This is a genomic window from Streptomyces hainanensis (assembly GCF_004348415.1).
GTDB classification, from domain to species: domain Bacteria; phylum Actinomycetota; class Actinomycetes; order Streptomycetales; family Streptomycetaceae; genus Streptomyces; species Streptomyces hainanensis.
In genome coordinates this window covers 1-20774 of sequence record NZ_SMKI01000080.1, presented here as the reverse complement: position 1 = coordinate 20774, position 20774 = coordinate 1, and the positions used below count along the sequence as shown (strand labels likewise).

Genomic DNA, 20774 nt, shown 5'->3' with positions numbered 1-20774 from the left:
GAGCAGGCTGGGCGGGGTGCCGGTGATGGGCACGAGGTCCCGGCCCACGTCGCCGCCCAGCCGCGGCATCGAGCTCAGCAGCCCCCAGGTGTACGGGTGTTGGGGGCGGTTCAGCACCTCGCGGGCGGCGCCGCGTTCGACGGCGCGGCCCCCGTACATCACCAGGATGTCGTCGGAGACCCGGGAGACCACGCCCAGGTCGTGGGTGATCATGATGATCGCCGAGCCGAACTCCCGCTGGAGTTCGAGCAGCAGGTCGAGGATCTGGGCCTGGACGGTGACGTCGAGGGCGGTGGTGGGTTCGTCGGCGATCAGCAGGTCGGGGTCGCAGACCAGGGCCATGGCGATCATGGCGCGTTGCCGCATGCCGCCGGAGAACTGGTGCGGGTAGTCGTCGACGCGCCGTCGCGGGTTGGGGATGCCGACCTTGGCGAGCATGTCGATGGCGCGCTCGCGTGCCTGGCGCCGGTTGGCGCCGCGGTGCTTGCGGAAGGGCTCGCCGATCTGCCGGCCCACGGTGTAGTAGGGCGAGAGCGCGGTGAGCGGGTCCTGGAAGACCATGGCGACCTTGTTGCCGCGGAGCCGCTCCAGCCGGCGTTCGCCGACGGTGGTCAGCTCCTCGCCGTCCAGCAGGATCTGGCCGGATATCGACGTGTTGCTGGGGTTGTGCAGCCCGAGCACGGCCTGGTTGGCGACCGACTTGCCGGATCCCGACTCGCCGACGATGCCGAGCGTCCTGCCGCGTTCGACGTCGAAGGAGAGCCCGTCGACGGCCCGGACCGTGCCGTCCTCGGTGGTGAAGTGCACGCGCAGGTCACGCACGGAGAGGAAGGGCCCCTCGGCCGCCCCCGTGGTCGTGCCGGCGGTCTCGCCGCCCGGGGCCTGACTTGTGGTGGTCACGTCGGTCAGCTCCTAGGCCAGCCGCACGCGCGGGTCGATGAGCGCGTAGCAGGCGTCGACGATGATGTTGAAGAGGACGATCATCAGGGCGGCGAAGAGCATCACGCCCATCAGCATGGGGAGGTTGGACTGGGTGACGGACTCGACGGCGAGGCGCCCGAGTCCGGGCAGCGCGAAGGTGAACTCGGTGATCATGGCGCCGCCGAAGAGCGAGCCGAGGTCGATGCCGAAGATGGTGACGACGGGTATCAGCGAGCCGCGCCAGGCGTAGCGGAAGAACACGGTGCGGGGGCTCATGCCCTTGGCCCGCGCGGTGCGGACGTGGTCCTCCTGGAGCTGTTCGATCAGGGTGGCCCTGGCCATACGCGTGTAGTTGGCGGTGAAGATGGTGGCCAGTACCAGCCAGGGCAGCAGCAGCCCCTGGAACCAGCCGAGCGGGTCCTCGGTGAACGGCACGTAGGTGGGCTGCGGCAGGATCTGGTTGTTGTAGACGAGGAGTGCCAGCGCCAGCGGGCCGAGGAAGTAGATCTGCATCGAGCTGAGCACCAGCGAGGTGGAGCTCATGGTCTTGTCGAGCAGCCCGCCCTGCCGCCAGGCGGCCAGCATGCCGAGGGCCAGGCCGAGGGTGAGGAAGACCACGGCGCCGCCGACGGTGAGCGAGACGGTGGTGGGCAGCCGGTCGAGGATGGTGTCGAGGACCGGGGTGTTGTTCCGGAAGGAGAAGCCGAGGCAGGGCGCCGGGCAGTGGCCGGCGGGGAAGTCGCGGCCCGCGAAGATCCCGACCATGTACTCCCAGTACTGCACCGGGACCGGCCGGTCGATGCCCAGGTTGGCCTCGACGACGGCGAGTTGCTCGTCGGTGCAGATGCCCTTGCCGCACGCGAGCAGCGCGGGGTTGCGCGGGATCGCGTAGAAGAGGAAGAACGTGACGGCGCTGATGATCACCAGGATGGCGACGGCGCCGAGCGATCGCCGGAGGAGGAAGCGGAGCATCGTCGGTAGCAGCCTTCGGTGTCGGCCTGGCCGGGGAACGAACGGGCGCCGGGCCGGGGCGGGTGGCCCCGGCCCGGCCGTGGTCTAGCCCTCGTCCTGGATGACGTAGAGCCGTTGCATGTCGATGGTGCCGAGGTCGTCGTTGAAGACGCCGCCGCCGATCCGGGAGCCGTGCAGGATGGTCTGCCGGTAGTAGAAGGTCGGCACGAACGACAGCGTCTCCTCCTGGATGTACTGGCTGAGTTCGACCCAGGCCGCGGCCGCCTCCGCCGGGTCGGTGATCGTCCGGATCCGGTCGATCTCCGAGTTGACGTGCTCGTCGTTCAGGTGGCTGTAGTTGGAGGCGCCGTCCTGGATCTGCCGGCCGTCGAAGAGCGGCGGGATCACGGTGGCGGCGGAGAGCCAGTCGTGGCCCCAGCTGCTGCGGTAGATGTCGAGTTCGCTGTCGACCACGCCGATGGTGTCGTAGTAGGTCTCCGGCGGCACCTCGGTGCGGTTGACGTCGAAGCCGGCGGACTCCAGGGCGTCCGCGATGGCGACCGCGGCCTGCTGGTCCTCGGGGGCCGTGTTGTTGACGTAGTTGAGCCGGTAGCCGACCGCGTCGGCCTCCTCCAGCAGCGCGCGGGCCCCCTCGATGTCGCCCTGCGGGTTGGCGAGCTTGCCGAAGGGGTCGTAGTCCTCCTGGTACCCGGGCAGCAGCGGCGAGATGATGCCGCCCGCGTACTGGCCGCCGATGGTGCCGCCGTAGGCGTTGAGGACGCCGTTGAGGGGCACGGCGCGGATGATCGCCTCGCGGACCAGCTCGTCGGTGACCCGGTCCGTGTTGATCGCCAGGGTGGCCACGTAGGGCTGGAAGCCGTCGATCAGCCGCTCGCGGATCGCCGGGTCCTCCATCACGGTGGGCCCGTTGCCGGCGTCGAGGCCGTTGTTGAAGCTGGTGGCGTACTGGTTGTCGCCGTTGTCGGCCATCAGCCGGGCGGTGGAGTCCTCCAGGCTGTGGCCGAACGATATCTCGTAGCTGTCGGGGTAGGCGTTGCGCGCCGGGTCGGTCTCCGGCTGCCAGTACTCGTTGCGGGTCAGCGTCATCGAGCGGCCGGAGCGGAAGTCCTCGATCTGGTAGGGGCCCGAGGTGACCGGGTCCTGGTCGTACGCCTCCTGGGTGTCGCCCTCGGCCGAGACCACCGCGTAGCCGGGGGTGGCGAGGGCGTAGGGCAGGTCGTTCTGGGGCTCGGCGAAGTGGAAGACGATGGTCCGCTCGTCGGGGGTCTCCAGCACGGAGTCGGGCAGGTGGTCGCCCTCGTAGGGGCCCTCGGGCAGCAGTTCGCGGTAGTCGGCGCCGCCGGTGCCGGCCAGCCACTGCTGGACGTAGCTGGGGCCCTGGGTGATGAAGGGCGCGAACTGCCGCTCGAAGGTGTGCCGGAGGTCGGCCGAGGTGATCGGCGTGCCGTCGTTGAAGAAGATGTCTTCCTTGAGGGTGTACGTCCAGGTGCGGCCGTCGTCGGAGACCGTGCCCGAGTCGGTGGCCAGGTCGCCGACCACCGTGTAGTTGCCCTCGTTGTCGAGCCGCACGTAGGTGAGGCCGCGGTGGATCAGGCGGGCGAGGTTGGACTCGTGGGAGACGTAGATCTGGGCCGGGTCCAGGTGGTCGGGCGAGGTCTGCTGGAGCACCTGGACGGTGCCGCCCGGGGTGGCGCCCGGCACTTCCTCGGCGGGCCCGGTGGACGCCTCGGCGTCGCCGAAGGAGATGGCCGCCGACGTCTCGGGCGCGGCGGTGTCCTCGCCGCCCTCCCCGTCGGGGCCGCCGCCTCCACCGCTGCTGCAGGCGCTGAGGACCAGTGCCCCCGTGATGGCCAGGGAGACTGCGGCGACGCGTGCTCTGCGTGGTGCTCTGGTGCTCATCGGTACGTTCCCACCTGCCCGTTCGTTGGTCGGCTGTACGAGGCTGTACGAGGCTGCTAGCGCACGGTCTTGGGGTCGAACGCGTCCCTGACCGAATCCCCCAGGAGGTTGAAGGCGACCACGAAGATCACCATGGCGACCCCGGGGAAGAACATGTAGGTGATGTCGCTGCGGTAGACCTCGGCCGCCAGGGAGAACATCCGGCCCCAGTCGGGGGTCGGCTCGGTCAGCCCCACGCCGAGGAAGGAGAGGGCGGCGGCCGTCGTCACGAAGTTGGGCAGCATGTAGGTCGACTGCACCAGCATCGGGGACACCACGTTGGGCAGCAGTTCCCTGCGGATGATCCGCCAGGGGGAGGCGCCGCTGACCCGGGCGGCCTCGATGAACTCGCGTTCCCGCAGGGCCAGGGTGGCGCCGCGCAGGATGCGGCCCAGGGTCATCCAGCCGAGGGCCCAGAGCACCAGGATGATGGAGACCACCTTGACGTAGGTGGGGGTCTCCTCCCGTGGATCCACGAAGAGGGTGGCGATGATCGGCAGGAAGGCCACGAAGAACAGTTGCTGCGGAAAGGCCATCAGCAGGTCGATGCCGCGGCTGATGAAAAAGTCCCAGCGGCCGCCGAGATAGCCGGCGGCGATACCGAGGAGGATCGCGGTGACGACGGCGAGCACGGTCACCGCGAGGGCGATGAGCAGCGAGGTGCGTATTCCGTAGAGCAGCGTCGTCAACACGTCCCGGCCGGTGAACGGCTCGATGCCGAACCAGAATTCACCGTCCATGCCGCCGTTGGGCTTGACGGGATAGCCGTACTGGTTGAGCAGGCCCGGATCTAATTGTCCGTACCTGGTGTAGGGGTCCTTGCCGTAGAGCGCGGAGATCACCGGGGCGAGCAGGCCGAGCGCGAAGAACGTCACCACGACGCAGGCGGATATGACGCCGACCCGGTCGCGCCGGAAACGACGCCACATCAGCTGCCCCGGCGAACGCCCTACCAGTTCGGCCTCGACGGCCTCGGTTTGGCTGGACATCAAGTCCCCCCGACTGTGGTCGCATGACGCGATGCGTGTAGAGCGGGACTGTGGCAAGGCACCGACTTACCCGTCAAGAGGTAGCAGTGGTATCAACCTATGATGGTCGAATGGTGAGCCGAGGTTATGCGGATTGACGCAGAATCGTGCTTGACGGGGTCGGATGCTTTCGGAAATGTGCAGACAAACAGGGACCCCGGCGTGTTAACAAGGCGGCAACCTGCCAGACGCCACACCGATATGCGAACGTCCCACACTGATGCGGTACGGCCGTGCGGGTGCCGTAGACCGGGGCGGTGCGGCCGAGAGTCCACCGCCCCGGTTGCACGACCCGGCCCCGACTAGCCCTCCGCCGCGTAGTGACAGGCGGACTCGTGGCGCGCCGAGTCCGTCGCTGCCGCGAATGCCAGAGGCACGGCCAGCGGCGGTGCCGACTCCGCACACCGCTCCCCCGCCTTCCAACAACGCGTCCTGAAACGGCATCCTGACGGCGGATCGGCCGGCGACGGCACGTCTCCCACCAGAATGATCCGCTCGTCGCGCCGGCTCGCGCCGGGATCCGGCGTCGGAACCGCGGAGAGCAACGCCTGGGTGTAGGGATGCGTGGGGTGTTCGTAGATTTCCCGATCAGAACCGATTTCCACGATCTTTCCCAGGTACATCACCGCGACCCGGTCCGAGATATGACGCACCACCGAAAGGTCGTGGGCGATGAACACATAGGAGAGGCCGAACTCCTGCTGGAGCCGCCTCATCAGGTTGATCACCTGCGCCTGCACCGAGACGTCGAGCGCCGACACCGGCTCGTCGGCCACGATGATCTCCGGGTTGAGGGCGAGCCCGCGCGCGATGCCGATGCGCTGCCGCTGCCCGCCGGAGAACTGGTGCGGATACCGGTTCAGATACTCGGGATTGAGCCCGACCACGTCGAGCAGATCCCGCACCCGGCGCCGCCGGTCGCCCTTGGGCGCGACCTCGGGATGGATCTCGAAGGGCTCTCCGACGATATCCCCCACCGTCATCCGCGGATTCAACGAGGTATAGGGGTCCTGGAACACCATCTGGATGTTCCGGCGCACCGCCCGCAGCGCCCGCGCCGACAGCGTGGCGACGTCCTCGCCGCGGTAGCGGATCTCGCCGGCCGTGGGCCGCTCCAGGCTGACCAGCAGCCGCGCCACCGTGGACTTCCCGCACCCCGACTCCCCCACGATCCCCAGCGTCTCCCCGGCGCGCAGGTCGAACGAGACCCCGTCGACGGCGCGCACCGCGCCGACCTGACGCCTGATCAACGCGCCCCGGGTCAGCGGGAAGTGCTTGACCAGGTTCCGCACCTGGAGGATCGGCTCGTTCCGGCCCCACGGCTCAACCACCGACCGTCTCCTTCCAGAAGTGGCAGGCGCTCGTCCTGCCGGCCGCGTCCGCGGCCGGCTCGGCCGCCATCCGCACCTGGTAGAGCGGCGGCACCGGGTCGGCCCGGCACATCTCGCGGGCCACCGGGCAGCGCGGGTGGAACGCGCAGCCGCTCGGCACTCGCGACGGGCTGGGCGGCAGCCCCCGGATCGCGGCCAGCTCCCGGCCCTTCCGGTCGAGCCGCGGCACCGACTCGAGCAGCCCCCGGGTGTACTGGTGCGCCGGCCTGCGGTACAGCTCGCGCACCGGCGCCTGCTCCACGATCCGACCGGCGTACATCACCGCGATCCGGTCGGCGACGTCGGCGACCACGCCCAGGTCGTGGGTGATCAGGATGAGCCCCATCCGGTACTCGCGCCGCAGCTCGGCCAGCAGGTCCATCACCTGCGCCTGCACCGTCACGTCCAGCGCGGTGGTCGGCTCGTCCGCGATGATCAGCTCGGGCTCCAGGGCCAGCGCCATGGCGATCATGACGCGCTGCCGCATGCCGCCCGAGAACTGGTGCGGGTAGTCGCCGGCCCGCCGTGCCGCCGCCGGGATGCCGACCCGGTCCATCAGCCCCACGGCCCGGGCCGCCGACTCCCGGCGCGACATGCCGCGGTGCACCCGGAACATCTCGGCCAGCTGGAATCCCACGGTCAGCACCGGGTTGAGGGCGGAGAGCGCGTCCTGGAAGATCATCGCCATCCGCTCGCCCCGGATCCGCCGGCGCTCCTCGGCGGAGAGGGTGAGCAGGTCCCGCCCCTGGAACAGCACCCGTCCACCGGTGATCCGGCCCGGCGGGCTGTCCAGGATGCCCATCACGGCCTGCGCCGTCACCGACTTGCCCGATCCGGACTCGCCGAGCACCGCCAGCGTCTCGCCGGCCGCCAGCGCGAGGCCGACCCCGTCCACCGCCCTGACCACCCCGTCGCGGGTGTCGAACTCCACGCTCAGGTCCTGGACTTCGAGCAGCATGGGCATCCGAGCCCCTTTCGACGGTGGGGGCGTCAGCGGAGCTTGGGATCGAGGGCGTCCCGGACCGCGTCGCCGAGCATGATGAAGGCCAGCACGGTGACGCTGAGCGCGGCGGCCGGGTAGAAGAGGATGTGCGGGGCGTTGCGGAACTGCATGCCGTCGGAGGCGGCCGAGATGTCCACGCCCCACGAGACGCTGGGTGGCTTGAGGCCGACCCCGAGGTAGCTGAGCGTGGCCTCCAGCGCGATGAACGTGCCGAGCATGATCGTCGCCATCACGATGACGGGCGCGATCGCGTTGGGCAGGATGTGCCGCAACAGCACCCGGGGGGTGCCGGCGCCCAGCGCCCTGGCGGCCTGCACGTAGTCGTGCTCCTTGGCGGTGAGCACCGCGCCGCGGGCGATCCTGGCGATCTGCGGCCAGCTGAGCGCGGCGATCACCACGACCACCGGCCAGATGCCGGTGAGCGTGACCATGGAGAGGAAGACGATCGCGCCGAGCACCATCGGGATGCCGAAGAAGACGTCCGTGAGCCGGGAGAGCAGCCCGTCCCAGAAGCCGCCGAAGAAGCCGGCGAGGCCGCCGACCACCGTGCCGAGGACGGCCACGCCCAGGGTGGCGCAGACGCCGACCGCGATCGAGGCGCGGGCGCCGTACACGGTGCGGGTGTACACGTCGCAGCCCTGGGTGTCGAAGCCGAACCAGTGCCCGGCGCTCGGGCCCTGGAGGGAGCGGCCGAGCTCGCAGCGCTGCGGGTCCTGGCCGGCGATCAGCCCCGGCCACAGCGCGATGACCAGGAGGAAGAGGATCAGCAGCGCCGAGACGACGAAGACCGGGTTGCGGCGCAGGTCGTGCCAGGCGTCCGTCCACAGGCCCCGGGCCTCGCCCGCCGGCGCCGAGGCCTCCGGCCCGGAGGCCGCCGTCGGCGGCGGCGGAGCCGCCGGCCCAGGCGCCGTCGGCGAGTCCGGCTGCCGACCCCCCGGCGGCACGGCGCCGTCACCGGCCGAAGCCGGCACCGGCGTCGGGCCGGACGCCCCGGCCCCGGCCAGCACCGGCGACGACGGGTCGGACGCGCCAGCCCCGGCCGGCACCGGCCGCGCCGACGCCGGCGAGGCCGCCGGCCCGGGCGCCGTCGGCGACGCCGCATCGTCGTCGCGCCCGCCCGCCGCAGACGTCGGCGACAGGTCGTCCGGCGACGACGGGTCGGACGCACCGGCCTCGACCGGCGGCACCACACCGTCACCGTCGGGCCCGCCCGCCGCAGGCGACGGCACCACACCATCGCCGTCGGGCCCGCCCGCCGCAGGCGACGGCACCGGCCGCGCCGACGCCGGCCCGGGCGCCGTCGGCGACGCCGCATCGTCGTCGGGCCTGCCCGCCGCAGGCGACGGCGGCGGGTCGGAGGCTGCGGGCCCGACCGGCAGGTCATCAGGCATAGCGGATCCTCGGGTCGAGCACGGCGTAGAGGATGTCGACGAACAGGTTGGCCAGCAGGAAGATCAGCACCAGCACCACCACGAAGCCGACCACCGTCGCCGAGTTCTGCCGCAGGACTCCCTGGTAGAGCTGGAAGCCGACGCCCTGGATGTTGAAGATCCGCTCGGTGACGATGGCGCCGGCCATCAGCGTGCCGATGTCCGCGCCGAGGTAGGTGACCACCGGGATCAGCGAGTTGCGCAGCAGGTGGCGGACCGTCACCCGGCGGCGTGGCAGGCCCTTGGCGACGGCGGTGCGGATGTAGTCGGCGCGGGCGTTCTCGGCGACGGAGGTCCTGGTCAGCCGGGTGACGTAGGCGAGCGACACCAGGGAGAGGATCAGCCCGGGCAGCAGCAGCTCACGGACCGTGGGGTCGGGGCTGACGGCCGGGCTGACCCAGCCGAGCCGGACCCCGAACAGGTACTGGGCCGTGGTGCCGAGCACGAAGGTGGGCACGGCGATCACGCCCAGCGTGAGCATCAGCACCGAGGTGTCGAGCGATCGGCCGCGCCGTAGCCCGGTGACGACGCCGAGGGCGATGCCGAGGATCATTTCGAGCACCAGGGCGATCACCATCAGCCGGAAGCTGATCGGAAACGCCCGGCCCATCAGGTCGGTGACGGGCTCTCCGTTGAACGCGGTGCCGAAGTCGCCGGAGAAGATCTGCCCCATGTAGAGCACGTACTGCCGCCACACGGGCTCGTCGAGGTGGAACTCGGCGCGCAGCGCGGCGGCGGTGGCCGGGTCGGGGCCGCGGTCGCCGAAGAGCGCGGTGACCGGGTCGCCGAGCGCGTAGACCATCACGAAGATCAGGAAGGTGGCGCCGAGGAACACCGGCACCATCTGCGCCAGGCGTCTCACCAGGTAGCGGGCCATGGCGCCTCAGCTCACCCGGATGTCGGTGAAGACCGGCACCGAGAAGGGGTTGAGCCGGACGTCGCTGACCCGCTCCGAGTGTCCCGCCGTGCCGTTCTGGTACCAGAGCGGGATGGCGGGCAGGTCGCGCACCAGTACGCCCTGGGCGTCCTGGAAGGCCCGGACCGCCCCGGCCTCGTCGGCGCTGGCGTTCGCCCGGTCCACCGCCTCGTCGAACTCGTCGCTCCGGTAGCCGGAGTCGTTGGAGGAGGCGTCGGTGTAGTAGATCGGTTGAAGGAAGTTCTGGATCAACGGGTAGTCCATCTGCCAACCGGACCGGAACATTCCGGTCATCTTCCGGTCGCCGACCCGGTTGCGGAAGTCGGCGAAGGTGGGCACCGGTTCGACGGTGCAGGCGTCCGTGTCGTCCAGGGCGTTGTTGATGCTGTTGCAGACGGCGTCCATCCACTGCCGGTGGGAGCCGGTGTCGACGTTGGAGGTCAGGGTGACCCGGCCGCCCGGCAGGCCACCCGCCTCCTCGATCAACTCGCTGGCCCGGTCCGGGTGGTACTCGCAGACCTCCCCGCAGAGGCCCTTCTGCCAGCCGCCCTCGGCACCGAGCACCGGCGAGGTGTAGTCGGAGGCCGGGGTGCGGGTGTCGTGGTAGATCCGGTTGGTGATGGCCTCGCGGTCGATGGCCATGGAGAGGCCGCGGCGCAGCTTCGCGCCGTCCTCGCCCCGCCAGTCGTCGTGGTAGAGCGGGAAGGCGACGGCCTGGATGATCCCGGCCGGCTGGTTCAGGTAGCGGTCGCCGAGATCGCGCTGGGCGTTGGCCAGTTGGGCCGCCGGCACGTCGTCGACCAGATCGAGGTTGCCCGCCTGGAGATCGGTGTAGGCCGTGTTGCTGTCGGTGTAGACGCGCAGTTCGACGCCCTTGTTCCTGGCCCGGTCGGCGCCGGCGTAGTCCTCGTGGCGGACCAGCCTCATCGACTGGTTCTTGCGGTACGAGTCGATCCGGTAGGGGCCGTTGCCGACCGGCTTGGCCAGCCAGGCGTCGTGGTCCTCGAAGAAGGAGCGGGGCAGCGGCGCGTAGGCGGCGTAGCCGAGGGTGTCGGGCCAGAGCGAGAAGGGCTCGCTGAGCCGGACGGTGAAGGTGCGGTCGTCCACCAGCCGCAGCCCGCCGAGGGTGTCGGCGGTCGGCTTGTCGCCCTCCTCCGACGGGTGGACCTCGTCGTAGCCGTCGATGAACTGGAAGAAGTAGCTGGCGACCTGGGCGTTGTCGACGTGGGCACCGTAGTTCCAGGCGTCCACGTAGCTGCGCGCGGTCACCGGGGTGCCGTCGCTGAAGGTCCAGCCGTCCTTGATCGTGACGGTGAAGTTCCGCTGGTCGGTGGTGGTGATCGACTCGGCCATGGCGTCCTCGGCGCGGCCGGTCTCGGGGTTGTAGCGCTTGAGGCCCCGGAAGATCATGTCGAGGACCTTGCCGCCCTGTACCTCGTTGGTGTTGGCCGGCTCGAGCGGGTGCTGCGGGTCGCCCCAGGAGGCCCTGACCACCCCGTCGGGCCCCTCCCCCGAGCCGTACCCGCCGCCGCAGGCCGGGCCGGCCACCGCGGCGGCGAGGACGAGGGCGCCGGCCAGCCCGCGGTTCCGGCGGGTCGTTCCGAGCATGGGACGCCTCCTCGACCGCGGGTATCGACGGGTATCACTGGATATCGACAGGTACCGTCAGGCTCCGACGAATATCGGGGCACGACCGGCAAACCGCATTCGAGCACATAAGATCATTTGCTCTCGCTATAAGTCGCCTTTTCTGTCCTGATCCATGCGAAGAGTTGCCCAGAACCCCCCATTTGCCGGACGCCGCGAATGGGTATCTACCGAGCATGCGCAGCGGGTTAATCGTTATACCGATGGTTCTCCTCACCGCGACCGCCACCCTGCTCGGCTGCACCTCACCGGGGAACAGCGGGCAGAGCCGAAACGACGACCGCGAGGGCGTCGAGACACCGCCGCCCTCCCTCGACCCCACGCCCGAGCCGTCGGCGGTGCCGCCCGACGTGCCCTCGGGCACCGAGCTGCCAGGGCAGGCGTTCTCGCTCCGCTTCGTCGACGAGGCGAACGCCTTCGCGCTGGTCACCGAGTGCGCCGCCGACGCCGCGGGGGCGGAGGCCGAGCGCGCCGATCGGTGCGCCTACCGGGTCGCCGTCCTGGAGGACGGCGCCGGCTGGGCCGTACGCGATTCCCCGATCCCGGCCGGCGACAGCCGCGACGTGCCGCACTCCCTGGAGGCGGCCGGCCCCGGCGTCGCCCGGATCTCCGCCGTCCTCGACGACGGCGTCGAGCGGCACTGGGTCACCACGGACGGCGCCCGCAGCTGGCAGCCGGCCGCGAGCACGAACGCCGCGGGCACGGTCGAGGAGATCCCCGACGGGGCGATCCTCACGGCCGACGAGGACGGGCTGGAGGTGCTGATGCCGGACTCCGGCGAGTACCGGCGGCTGGCCGGGCAGCCCGCGCTGAACAACCTGGGCTGGCCCGGCATCCTCCCGGACGGCGCGTTCTGGACCTCGGGCGTCGACCCGGCCACCGGCCACCGGGCCGTGGTCGTCAGCCACGACCGCGGCCGCAGCTGGGACCGGCTGCCGCTGCCGACGACCGCCGGCGTCACCTCACAGACCCTGGCCGCCGGGCCCGACGTGCTGTACGTCTTCGAGAGCGGCACGGCCAGGGCCGGCGAGGGCACCGGCGTCCTGGCCGTCCACCGCAGCACGGACGGCGGCGCGACCTGGGACCCCGTCTGGACGTACCCCCCGGGCACCACCCCGCGCACCGTCCTCGGCACCCCGATCGCGGCGTCCGACGGCAGCCTGTTGATGTACGCGTCCGACGCCATCTACCGCAGCGAGAACGACGGCCAGGACTGGACCATCAGCCGCCCCGGCTCACCGCCGGAACGCCCCGAGGTCACCCCCGCCGGCTACCTGCTGACCGACCTCACCAACCCCGGCCACTACCGCGTCTCGACCGACGGCTTCACCTGGCGCACCGTCATCCTGGGCAGCGGCCGCGGCTGACCCGCGCGCCGCGTGACCCCCGGGCTCAGCTGGCCGCGCCGGGGGACAGCGCGTGGGCGATGGCGACCTGGACCGGGTCGAGGGCGGGCTTGCCGTCCTCGACGTCCCAGAGGCTGTTCTGCAGGACGCGGCCCAGCGTCCAGCCGACGGCACGGTCGCGGTCCAGGTCGAGGGCCTCGGTCAGCAGGTCGAAGCGGTAGCGGACGGCGCGGGCGACGTCGCCGCCGGCGACGACCTCGTCCCAGCGGTTGTCCAGGGCCGGCAGCAGGTCGAACCCCGGGTCGCCGGCGAGCGGTTCGGGGTCGATGGCCAGCCACGGCTCGCGCTCGGCGGCCAGCACGTTGTCGTAGTGCAGGTCCCAGTGGAGCAGCCGGTCGCCCGCCTCGCCGACGAGCTCGGCGACGGCGGCCGCGCAGTGCCGCACCAGCGCCCGCTCGGCCGGGTCGGCGAGCGCCGCCGCGGCCGCCGGGCTCTGGTCGAGCATGTCGGTCGCGATGTCGGCCAGCCGGCGGACGCCGGGCGGCGCCGGCACCGCGGTCAGCCGGGCCAGCAGCCCGGCGATGATCCGCAGGGCCTCGCGGTCGTCGGGCACGGCGGAGAGCGGCCGGGCGGCGTCGAGTCGTTCGAGGAGCTGGCAGCTGCTCGGCTCGTCGTGTTCGAGCAGCCGGACGATGCCGGCGCCGTCCCAGACGCGCAGGCCGGCCGCGGCGCCGGCGGTCTCGGCGCGGAGCTGTTGCAGCTTGAGCACGGCCGGCGTGCCGTCGGCGCGCCGCACCGGCAGCACGAGCGAGGCCATGCCGAACGCGGAGGCACCGTCGGGCCGCAGGTCCCAGCGGTCGAGCAACTCGGCGCCGAGCCGCGGCAGTTCGGCGAGCCAGGCCCGCTCCTCCGCGCCGTGGGCGCCGTAGGACGCGGCGAACGCGCCGGGGACGTCGATGGAGGTCGACGTGGTCATGGAAAGGGCTCCTTCGTGGGTCGTGGATCGAGAGACGCGACGAACGAAGGAGTCACGGCGGCGCCCGGGGTCGTCCGGGCAGGCATCACATCATCGGCCCCACCCTAACCCGCCGGCCGAACCGGGCGGTCCGGCGTCTGGGCCAGGAGGTAGCGGTCCGGTTCGGCCACCGGGCGGAGCAGGGTGAACGTCAGCCGGCCGGTGCCGGTCACGGTCGCCGTCGTCGGGGGGAAGTCCCCTACCGCGCGACACTGCCACCAGGGGGCGACGTCGGGGCGTTCGGCGGCGAGCAGCCGCGTGATCCCGGCCGTCCTCGGGTGCCCGGGCGCGTGCCCGGTGGCCGCTCGGAAGTGTTCGAAGAGCCCCCGCAGCAGCGGCTCCGCGTCGGCGGCCGGCATCCGGTCGCGGGCCGCCGCCAGGAGCAGCAGCAGGTTCCGGCGGTCGGCCGGCACCGCCGCCGGGTCGCCCCAGAGCCGGCGGTGGGCCGCGTTCCAGGCCAGGATGTCGAACCGTTCGTCGAGCACCAGCGCCGCGGTGTCCGGCCAGCCGTCGATCAGTGCCCGCGTCGCGGGGGCCACGGCCCGGCTCTCGCCCGCCGGCTCCGCGGGGCGGAAGCCCGCCAGCGCGAGCGCGTGCCGGTGCGCGGCCGACGGCATCCGCAGCGCCCGGCAGACCGCGTCGACGACCTGCCGCGAGACGGCCACCCGCCCCTGTTCGAGCCAGGTGTACCAAGCCAGGCTCACCCCGGCGAGCGCGGCCACCTCCTCCCGCCGCAGCCCGGGGGCCCGGCGCCGGCCGCCGCCGGGGAGCCCGACCTGCTCCGGGCTGACCAGCGCGCGGTGCGCCCGCAGGTGGGCGCCCAACTCACGGCGCAGCGCGTCGGCCTCCATGCCGACGATCCTATGAGTCCCACTCACCCCATGAACGGTGGCCTTCCGGCCCACCCCCCGGCCGGCGAGGCTGCCCGCATGACCGAAGAACTGTTCTGGCGCACCCGCAACGACTCGTCCGGCCTCGCCGACCCCCGCGTGTTCGTGCGGGTCTTCCTCGCACCCGGCCGGCTGGAGGCCGCCGTCCCCTTCTACGAGCGGATCCAGGGCGTGCCGGCCGACGGCCGCTTCTCGTTCCGGACGCTGCGGCTCGCCATGGTCGGCGCGTTCCTGCTGATCGAGGGCTCGACCGAGGACCTGCGCCCGTTCCGCGACACCGCGGGGACGCTGCTGGTGGACGACGTCCGGCCCTACCACGACCGGCTGGTGGCCGCCGGCGCGGAGATCTGGCAGCCGCTTCAGCCCGTCCCGACCGGTGCCGGCTTCTCCGCCCGCCACCCGGACGGAACCAGTGTCGAATACGTCCACCACCGGCCTCGTCCCGACGGCGCCTGACGTTCCGTCTGGTAGCCGTGTCCCACCGGGAATGACGTCCTCGGTCGCCGTGTTCCGGTGACCGAGGACGCCGACGACGACGCGGAGAGGGACACGATGCCACTCAAGGGTGAGTACGAGCCGAGCACGGAACAGTCAGTGCGTGAGCAGGTGGAGCGGTACGAGAGCTCGGCTGGCGCGGAGGCCACGACGCTGGGGTTCCGCGGGGTGAACGACCCGGCCCTGCGCGACCTGCCGGTCGTCGTCCTGACCACCCTGGGCGCGCGGAGCGGCCGGATCCGCAAGACCCCGCTGATGCGGGTGGAACACGACGGGTCCTACGTCGTCGTCGCCTCGCTGGGCGGCGCCCCCAAGCATCCGGTCTGGTACTACAACGTGGTGGCCGACCCCCGGGTCGAGCTCCAGGACGGCCCGGTGCGGCAGGACATGCTGGCCCGCGAGGTCACCGGGGACGAGAAGGCCGTGTGGTGGGAGCGCGCCGTCGAGGCGTACCCGCCCTACGCGGACTACCAGACGAAGACGGACCGGCAGATCCCGGTCTTCGTCCTGGAGCCGGCGCCCGAGGAGCACTGAGACCCGCGGGCGGCCTTCGGTGTCAGTGCCGGGTGCGACACTGCACGACGTGATCGAACCGAACCCGAAGGCGGATCTCGTCCGCTACCTGCAGTCCGCCCGCGACGCCCTGTTGTGGAAGCTCGAAGGTCTCTCCGAGTACGACGCCCGCCGCCCCCTGACCCCCACGGGCACCAACCTGTTGGGCCTGGTCAAGCACGCCGCCGGGGTGGAGATCGGCTACTTCGGCGAGACCTTCGACCGCCCGTACTTCGTCGAGGAGCCGCCGCCCGCCTGGTACGGGGAGGACGCCGACTTCAACGCCGACATGTGGGCCACGCCCGAGGAGTCCCGCGAGGAGATCGTCGGCCTCTACCGGCGCGCGTGGCAGCACGCGGACGCCACGATCGAGGCGCTGCCGCTCGACGCCGTCGGCCACGTCCCGTGGTGGCCCGAGGAGCGGCGGGCGGTCACGCTGCACCGGGTCCTGGTGCACGTGATCAGCGACATCACGCGCCATGCCGGCCACGCGGACATCGTCCGGGAGCTGATAGACGGCACGGCGGGCCTCACCAAGGGCAACGAGAACCTGCCGCCGGGCGACCGGGCGGCCTGGGAGGCGTACCGCGGTCGCGTCGAGGAGGGGGCCCGCCGGGCCGGCGGGAGCTGAGGGCACACGGTCAGAGGCTGGTGAGCAGGCCGTCGAGCGGCGCCGGCACCCCGTCGGGGTCGAGGGCCTCCACCAGCACGCGGCCGTAGCGGATCTTGCGCCCCTTCTTGGTGCCGAGGAAGCGCCGCAGCTGCCGCTGCGCGGTGCGGTCCCGCTGCGCCGGCTGGCGCAGGAAGGTCTCCAGGGCGCGCAGGTCGCCCTCCGCCCGCACCAGCTCCGTCACCCGGTCCTGGCCGAGCGCACGGATCAGCTCGTCCTCCAGGTCGGCCGCGCAGACGAAGAAGCCACGCGGCGCCGCACCGGCCCGCTCCCAGCCCCGGGCGTAGTAGCCGCGCTCCGCCTCGTCGCACAGCCCCGTGAGGCGCAGCCCGAGGCCGGCCGGCCCGAGCAGGCCGGCGAAGCGCCCGACGCTCATCGCGCCGCCCATCGGCAGGACGCAGACCCCCTCGGCCGCCAGATCCCGGCCACGGCGCTCGGCCAGCGCGTCGAGCGCCGCGACATCGCTCGGTCCTTCGAGCAGCACGACCGCCCGGACCGACAGCCGCGCGGCCAGCTCGCGCGCGGGCTCGCCCGGGCCCCCGGCCGCCCACCCGATGACCGCCTCCCGGAACGCCCCCATCTCAGCCATGGCACGAGTCTCCGCCGCTTCCGCCCCACGGGGTAGGGATTTTCCGCCGACCGAGGGCATCCGCGAGGGTTGCCTTCGTGTGCGCTCCAACCCCTAGCGTCCACGGGTATGGAAAGCACCACGCACACCAGGGCACTGGGCCGCAGCGGCATCGAGGTGAGCGCCCTCGGCTTCGGCTGCTGGGCCATCGGCGGCGAGTGGCAGTCCACCGACGGACAACCGCTCGGCTGGGGCCGGGTCGACGACGACGAGTCGGTGCGGGCGGTCCGGCGCGCCCTCGACCTCGGCGTCACCTTCTTCGACACCGCCGACGCGTACGGCACCGGCCACAGCGAGCGGCTGCTCGGCCGCGCGCTCGGCAAGCACCGCGCCGATGTCGTCATCGCCACGAAGTGGGGCAACCTCTTCGACGAGCGGACCAGGACCAGGACCGGGCAGGACGACTCCCCGGAGCACGCCCGCCGCGCCCTCACCGCTTCGCTGCGGCGCCTCGGCACGGACCACGTCGACCTGTACCAGCTCCACATCTCCGACGCCGACCCCGAAAGCGCCGCCCGACTCCGCGACGTCTGCGAGGAGTTCGTCCGCGAGGGCCTGATCCGCGCCTACGCCTGGTCGACGGACGACCCCGCCCGGGCCGCCGTCTTCGCCGAGGGCCCGCACTGCACGGCCGTCCAGCACCGCCTGAACATCCTCCAGGACGCCCCCGAACTCCTCGCCCTCTGCGCGGAGTCGGACCTCGCCAGCATCAACCGCAGCCCGCTCGCCATGGGCCTGCTCACCGGCAAGCACGTCGCCGGGCGCGCCCTGGAGAGCGGGGACATCCGCAACGCGCCGCCCGCGTGGCTGCCGGGCTTCTCGGCGAACGGCGGCGCCGACCCGGCCTGGCTCCAGCGGGTCGACGCGCTGCGGGACATCCTCACGAGCGACGGCCGCACCCTCGCGCAGGGCGCCCTCGCCTGGATCTGGGCCCGCAGCCCACGGACGATCCCCATCCCCGGCTTCCGCACGGTCGTCCAGGCCGAGGAGAACGCGGGCGCGCTCGCGAAGGGCCCGCTGACCGAAACCCAACTGGCCGACGTCGACCTCGTCCTGGGCCGGTGAGCGGGATCGCCGCGGGCAGTCCGTTCAGGATCCCCGCGGACCCGTCTGCTTGAACCGGGCGAAGATCTTGGCGCTGAGTTCCTCGCCCTCGGGGGTGTCGAAACTGGGCTGTTTCGTCTTGTGCGCCCCGCTACCCACCAGGAAGCCGGTGATGGTCACCGTGTACTCGACGCCGTTGACGTGCACCGTGGCGTCGTCCGGATGGACGTCCGGCAGGGTGACCTGATCGTTCCAGTGGTCGCCCACGTTGGGCGTCTCGTCGTGGTTGAAGACCAGCCTGCACTCGTGCAGGAGGTCATGGTCCTGGAAGTACACCTGAAGCTGAAGGGTCAGCGAGAACTTCTCGAAGGAGCCCAGAATGATCGGGTAGTTGTGGTGCGTGAACGTTCCCAGCGGGAAATCGTCCCCTCCGAGTTCCCCACTGGTGCCATGGCCCTCGAAGTCGTAGCCGCTCTGGTTGTCGCCGTCGACGGGATTGCCCCACCTGATCTCGCTTCGGTTTCTGTTGTCATCCCGACGAATCTTGAGGCCCGGCAAGTCGGGAGCGTCCGTCCAGTACGCCTTGGTCGTGAGTAAGCCCATGGACGGAAGCGTTCCCGTGGCGCGGAGGACCGAAGCGGGAAAACGAGACAACGGCGGAGGCCACCTCCCGGGGGAGGTGGCCTCGCTCACGGGTCAGTTGGGGCCTACCTCGACACGAAGGCGACCAGCTCGGCGAATGTCCCGGCCGGCACTATGAGGGCGGCGTGCTCCGGGTCTTTGGAGTCGCGGATGCCGGCCCACGCGGAGCCGAGGCGAGCGACTTCGACGCACTCGTTCTGGGCGTTGCTGGCGCTGCTCTTGAACCAGGTGGCTGCGACAAGGTCTTCCGGGGTGGGGCGGGTCATTGGGTGAACTCCCGTCGGGCGGTGGTCAGCAGGGTGGTGGTTTGCGCGGGCCCGTCAGCCTGCGCGCGCAGTCGGTCGAACATCGCCTTGTAGGCGGTGACATCTTCCGGAGCATCGAGGTAGACGCCCCTGCGGGGCAACTCCAAATAGACCACGGCCATAGTGTTGCGGGGATCGCGCTCGTCGTCCCGGCCGAGGATCAGGAACTGGCCGGGTACGGCCGGCGGCCCCGAGCGAAACGGTAGGACCTGGATGTCAATGGACGGCAGTCGCGCGACCTCGTGCAGGTGGGCGATCTGTTCGGCCATGATCTGCTCGTCCCCCACCAAGCGCCGGAGCAGGGCCTCGTCCAGGATCGCCCACAGGCTCAGCCCTTTGGAGAGCCGCTCCTGCCGTCGCATGCGGGCGTCGACCTGGTACTCCAGGGCTTCGCCGTCGACGCCCTGCCCACGAAGTACGGCGGTGGCGTAGGCCCGAGTCTGAAGCAGCCCGGGGATAACGGTGTTGGCCACGATGCGTTCATAGGCGGCCATGTCCTCGAACGAGACGAGCGGGTCAAGCCACGGCGGCACCGCCGGGTTGCCGACCCACCAGCCAGCCTTGAGGTCGCGGGCCATCGCGATCAAGGCATCGCGCTCTTCGACGGTGGCGTCGCATGCCTCGGCGATCCCTTTGACCGTGGCCCACTTGACGGCGCGCCGGTCCTGCCATTCCTCGTACCGACTGACCGTTGCCTTGGAGCATCCGGCGCGCTCGGCGACCTGAACCTGGGTGAGTCCCGCGCGCTCGCGCAGGGCGACCAGACCGCGCGCGATCTGCATGCGTCCCGCCGGCCCAACCGGTGTCTGAGTCACGTGCTTCCCCTCCTCACTCCACCCCCGTCGATCAAGTGCCGAGCGTACGCGGTGCGTTACGTGGGAGTCGTCGCCGGTAACCCGAAAGAGTGAGACTCCAAGAAAGTGACTTCTACTCATCGAAATTTCCGCCATCCTGGCGCCATCCACGACGTGCAACGGCGGGAGGCGGCCATGGCCGCAGGCATCACGATGAGCACCTACGCGAGCACTCCTGATCTGCTCTCTTTCTTCTTGCGGTTGGGCGACGTCACGGCGGCGATACAGCGGCGGCTCGACCGGCGCGAGTGCGCCCGATGTGGCTCCACGCGCGAGCTGCGGCCCGGCGGCCATGCCTACACCCTCACTCGGGACGGGTGTCTCGGCTGGGCCGTGCGGGTCTGCCACATGTGTCCGCCGGCCGGCCCGGTCGGCGGAGACGTGACGGTGGCCGTCGCCTGGGCGGTGGCGGCCGGGGCGTGCGAAGGGGCCGTTCTCGACGCCTGGGCCTGGCGGCGTGCGGTGTCGGTGCCCGCCGGCCGGGTGTGGGACACGGTCCGCGTCTCCCGTCCGGTGGGGCTGACGGTTCTCTCCCAACTCCCGTACCACGTCGCGGCGATCGGGCCGGTGCTTGAGGTGCCGGCGCGAGAAACGGTGGAGTTCCTGGTCCCGCCGGGCACCGCGGCCGCCTGGCCGTCTCACCGCCGGGAGCTGCGCAACGTGTACTGCGTCGGTCGCGGCGGGAGCAGCAAGCTGCCGGCGCCCGATCTGACCCTGGCGGACGGGCGGCGCGCGTGTTGTGGCCGCCGCTGGCTCAGCCGGCTGGACCCGCAACGCAATCCGACGACGCACGCGGGCGCCCTCCTGGGGTGCCTCCTGGCGGAACTCCGGGACGGGGAGCGGCGATGAACCATGACATCTGCCTGCGGTGGGGAACGCACGAGTTGATCGGTGTGAGGGTCAGGGACTCGACCGGTCGCGTCGGTCGGCTCGATGCCGTGCTCGAGTACGTGGCACGTGGGACCGACCGGATCGTCCGGCGCGAGGCCCATCTGCGTCCGGTCGACGGCAGCGGGTGGGAGTGGACGGCTGAGGCCGACGAGCTGACCCGCGCCAAAGAGGGCGACGGGTGAGGGCCGGACACGCCGCCGCCCGCCCACCCGGGAAC

The 20774-nt window shown here is 71.5% G+C and carries 22 protein-coding genes; 7 read left to right on the top strand and 15 right to left on the bottom strand.

Annotation, left to right across the window (positions count from 1 at the left end):
* From E1283_RS10215 to E1283_RS10175, 9 genes are all read right to left on the bottom strand, one after another.
* A partial coding sequence (locus tag E1283_RS10215; RefSeq protein WP_243744734.1) for an ABC transporter ATP-binding protein occupies nt 1-822 on the bottom strand: 822 nt, incomplete at its 3' end.
* Nucleotides 823-912: 90 nt separating this feature from the next.
* Complete coding sequence (locus E1283_RS10210) at nt 913-1893, bottom strand: ABC transporter permease (protein ID WP_132817624.1); 981 nt, start codon at nt 1891-1893, stop codon at nt 913-915.
* An 84-nt stretch (nt 1894-1977) separates the two neighbouring features.
* The gene (locus E1283_RS10205) at nt 1978-3792 is read right to left on the bottom strand and encodes an ABC transporter substrate-binding protein (RefSeq protein ID WP_132817623.1); all 1815 of its coding nucleotides are present in this window, start codon (nt 3790-3792) and stop codon (nt 1978-1980) included.
* 56 nt (nt 3793-3848) lie between these two features.
* Nucleotides 3849-4820 carry an ABC transporter permease gene (locus E1283_RS10200; protein WP_165956075.1) on the bottom strand — a complete coding sequence of 324 codons (972 nt, stop codon included), beginning with the start codon at nt 4818-4820 and terminating at the stop codon, nt 3849-3851.
* A 341-nt stretch (nt 4821-5161) separates the two neighbouring features.
* Nucleotides 5162-6190 carry an ABC transporter ATP-binding protein gene (locus E1283_RS10195; RefSeq protein WP_132817622.1) on the bottom strand — a complete coding sequence of 343 codons (1029 nt, stop codon included), beginning with the start codon at nt 6188-6190 and terminating at the stop codon, nt 5162-5164.
* Nucleotides 6183-7187, bottom strand: a complete 1005-nt coding sequence (locus E1283_RS10190; protein ID WP_132817621.1) for an ABC transporter ATP-binding protein — start codon at nt 7185-7187, stop codon at nt 6183-6185. The genes E1283_RS10195 and E1283_RS10190 overlap by 8 nt, the downstream gene beginning before the upstream one ends.
* Nucleotides 7188-7219: 32 nt before the next feature.
* Nucleotides 7220-8278, bottom strand: a complete 1059-nt coding sequence (locus E1283_RS10185) for an ABC transporter permease (RefSeq protein WP_425086152.1) — start codon at nt 8276-8278, stop codon at nt 7220-7222.
* A 337-nt stretch (nt 8279-8615) separates the two neighbouring features.
* Complete coding sequence (locus E1283_RS10180; protein WP_132817620.1) at nt 8616-9539, bottom strand: ABC transporter permease; 924 nt, start codon at nt 9537-9539, stop codon at nt 8616-8618.
* 6 nt (nt 9540-9545) lie between these two features.
* Entirely contained in the window at nt 9546-11186 is a 1641-nt protein-coding gene (locus E1283_RS10175; protein WP_132817619.1) for a peptide ABC transporter substrate-binding protein, read from the bottom strand.
* Between the two features lie 242 nt (nt 11187-11428).
* Here E1283_RS10175 and E1283_RS37160 point away from each other — a divergent pair, with 242 nt between their 5' ends.
* On the top strand, nt 11429-12592 hold the full coding sequence (locus E1283_RS37160; protein ID WP_165956074.1) for a WD40/YVTN/BNR-like repeat-containing protein: 1164 nt from the start codon (nt 11429-11431) through the stop codon (nt 12590-12592).
* A 25-nt stretch (nt 12593-12617) separates the two neighbouring features.
* On the opposite strand, the gene E1283_RS10165 is transcribed toward E1283_RS37160, so the two are convergent.
* Together E1283_RS10165 and E1283_RS10160 are read right to left on the bottom strand one after the other, a co-directional pair.
* A complete protein-coding gene (locus tag E1283_RS10165) occupies nt 12618-13547 on the bottom strand; it encodes an aminoglycoside phosphotransferase family protein (RefSeq protein ID WP_132817618.1) in 930 nt (309 codons plus the stop codon).
* Between the two features lie 104 nt (nt 13548-13651).
* Nucleotides 13652-14464 (bottom strand): helix-turn-helix domain-containing protein, encoded by an 813-nt coding sequence (locus tag E1283_RS10160; RefSeq protein WP_132817617.1) that lies wholly within the window; start codon nt 14462-14464, stop codon nt 13652-13654.
* 51 nt (nt 14465-14515) lie between these two features.
* Between E1283_RS10160 and E1283_RS10155 the strand changes: the two genes are divergently transcribed.
* The 3 genes from E1283_RS10155 (at nt 14516) to E1283_RS10145 (ending at nt 16154) form a co-directional block, all read left to right on the top strand.
* Nucleotides 14516-14932, top strand: a complete 417-nt coding sequence (locus E1283_RS10155) for a VOC family protein (RefSeq protein WP_132817616.1) — start codon at nt 14516-14518, stop codon at nt 14930-14932.
* 96 nt (nt 14933-15028) lie between these two features.
* A complete protein-coding gene (locus tag E1283_RS10150; RefSeq protein WP_132817627.1) occupies nt 15029-15505 on the top strand; it encodes a nitroreductase family deazaflavin-dependent oxidoreductase in 477 nt (158 codons plus the stop codon).
* Nucleotides 15506-15554: 49 nt separating this feature from the next.
* Nucleotides 15555-16154 carry a DinB family protein gene (locus tag E1283_RS10145; RefSeq protein ID WP_132817615.1) on the top strand — a complete coding sequence of 200 codons (600 nt, stop codon included), beginning with the start codon at nt 15555-15557 and terminating at the stop codon, nt 16152-16154.
* A gap of 10 nt (nt 16155-16164) precedes the next feature.
* On the opposite strand, the gene E1283_RS10140 is transcribed toward E1283_RS10145, so the two are convergent.
* The gene (locus tag E1283_RS10140) at nt 16165-16782 is read right to left on the bottom strand and encodes a TOPRIM nucleotidyl transferase/hydrolase domain-containing protein (protein WP_132817614.1); all 618 of its coding nucleotides are present in this window, start codon (nt 16780-16782) and stop codon (nt 16165-16167) included.
* A 108-nt stretch (nt 16783-16890) separates the two neighbouring features.
* Between E1283_RS10140 and E1283_RS10135 the strand changes: the two genes are divergently transcribed.
* On the top strand, nt 16891-17886 hold the full coding sequence (locus E1283_RS10135; protein ID WP_132817613.1) for an aldo/keto reductase: 996 nt from the start codon (nt 16891-16893) through the stop codon (nt 17884-17886).
* Between the two features lie 24 nt (nt 17887-17910).
* On the opposite strand, the gene E1283_RS10130 is transcribed toward E1283_RS10135, so the two are convergent.
* From E1283_RS10130 to E1283_RS10120, 3 genes are all read right to left on the bottom strand, one after another.
* Nucleotides 17911-18468 (bottom strand): choice-of-anchor K domain-containing protein, encoded by a 558-nt coding sequence (locus tag E1283_RS10130; protein ID WP_132817612.1) that lies wholly within the window; start codon nt 18466-18468, stop codon nt 17911-17913.
* Nucleotides 18469-18572: 104 nt separating this feature from the next.
* Complete coding sequence (locus E1283_RS10125; protein ID WP_132817611.1) at nt 18573-18773, bottom strand: DUF397 domain-containing protein; 201 nt, start codon at nt 18771-18773, stop codon at nt 18573-18575.
* Complete coding sequence (locus tag E1283_RS10120; protein WP_243744731.1) at nt 18770-19627, bottom strand: helix-turn-helix domain-containing protein; 858 nt, start codon at nt 19625-19627, stop codon at nt 18770-18772. Before E1283_RS10120 ends, E1283_RS10125 begins: the two co-directional genes overlap by 4 nt.
* A 174-nt stretch (nt 19628-19801) precedes the next feature.
* Here E1283_RS10120 and E1283_RS10115 point away from each other — a divergent pair, with 174 nt between their 5' ends.
* Both E1283_RS10115 and E1283_RS10110 read left to right on the top strand, forming a co-directional pair.
* A complete protein-coding gene (locus tag E1283_RS10115; protein ID WP_132817610.1) occupies nt 19802-20515 on the top strand; it encodes a hypothetical protein in 714 nt (237 codons plus the stop codon).
* The gene (locus E1283_RS10110) at nt 20512-20739 is read left to right on the top strand and encodes a hypothetical protein (protein WP_132817609.1); all 228 of its coding nucleotides are present in this window, start codon (nt 20512-20514) and stop codon (nt 20737-20739) included. The genes E1283_RS10115 and E1283_RS10110 overlap by 4 nt, the downstream gene beginning before the upstream one ends.
* Nucleotides 20740-20774 lie beyond the last annotated feature (35 nt).